This window comes from Streptomyces katrae (assembly GCF_000966975.1).
GTDB classification, from domain to species: Bacteria; Actinomycetota; Actinomycetes; order Streptomycetales; family Streptomycetaceae; genus Streptomyces; species Streptomyces katrae.
On record NZ_JZWV01001686.1, the window covers coordinates 1 to 1,086 of the forward strand.

General features: G+C 77.6%; 1 protein-coding gene. It reads left to right on the top strand.

The features are described from left to right. The first annotated feature begins 267 nt into the window (after nt 1–267). Nucleotides 268–873: an isochorismatase family protein gene (locus VR44_RS40100; RefSeq protein ID WP_045952629.1), complete on the top strand. Its 606-nt coding sequence runs from the start codon at nt 268–270 to the stop codon at nt 871–873. The last annotated feature ends 213 nt before the right edge of the window (nt 874–1,086 follow it).

Consider the following 1,086-nt stretch of genomic DNA (forward strand, 5'->3'; position numbering starts at 1 on the left):
ACCGCTGGGAGGTGCCCCCAGGGGCTCCGCCCCGGAGCCCCGCGCCTCAATCGCCGGCGGGGCTGGATTTTGGTGCGGCCCGGTCGTTGCCTGCTGGTGGGTATGGGCGCACCGGGCGCGGAGCGCCTGGGAGCGGGGGTCTCGGTCGGGGGGCTGGGGGTCTGGCCCCCAGTTTCGGGAAGGGGCGGGGTGGGGGAAGAGCCCCCGCAGGGCCCGACGCGCCGCCGCACAGCAGAACCATCCACACCGAGCCGAAGGGCACTCGACATGCACCGCGCACTGATCGTCGTCGACGTACAGAACGACTTCTGCGAAGGCGGCAGCCTCGCGGTCACCGGCGGCGCCGACGTCGCCGCCGCGATCACCGAACTGATCGGGAACGCCACCGCCGGCTACCGGCACGTCGTGGCGACGCGGGACCACCACATCGACCCCGGCCCGCACTTCGCCCGCCCCCCGGCGGAGCCGGACTACGAGAACTCCTGGCCCGCGCACTGCGTCGCCGGGACCGAGGGCGTCGGGTTCCACCCGAACTTCGCGCCCGCCGTCGCCTCGGGGGCGGTCGCCGCCGTCTTCGACAAAGGGGCGTACGAGGCCGCGTACAGCGGTTTCGAGGGCACCGACGAGAACGGCGCCGGCCTCGCCCAGTGGCTGCGTGAGCGGCAGGTGGCCGAGGTGGACGTCGTCGGCATCGCGACCGACCACTGTGTCCGCGCCACCGCCCTCGACGCGGCCCGCGAGGGGTTCGCCACCCGCGTCCTCCTCGACCTGACGGCCGCCGTGGCCCCCCACACCACCGAGAAGGCCCTGGAGGACCTCCGCGCGGCCGGCGTGACCCTCGTCGGCCGGGTGGGCGGCCAGAGCCCCGCTTGACCCCGCCAGGGCCCCCGCCCGGCGCCCGGCAGGACCCACGGTCGAGCCGACGCCCCCTGGCCGGGCGCAGGCCCGGCCCGGGCCCGGCGCAGGCCCGGCGCAGACCCGGCGCAGGCCAGGCGGGGTCGGGCCGACGCCCCCAGGCCGGGCGCAGACCGGGCGCGGTCCCGGCCCGAGCCCGGCGCAGACCCGGCCCGGGCCCGGCGCAGGCCC

Coding starts and splice junctions, on each gene's coding strand:
- VR44_RS40100 (WP_045952629.1), top strand. CDS start 268: ATGCACCGCGCACTGATCGTCGTCGACGTACAGAACGACTTCTGCGAA.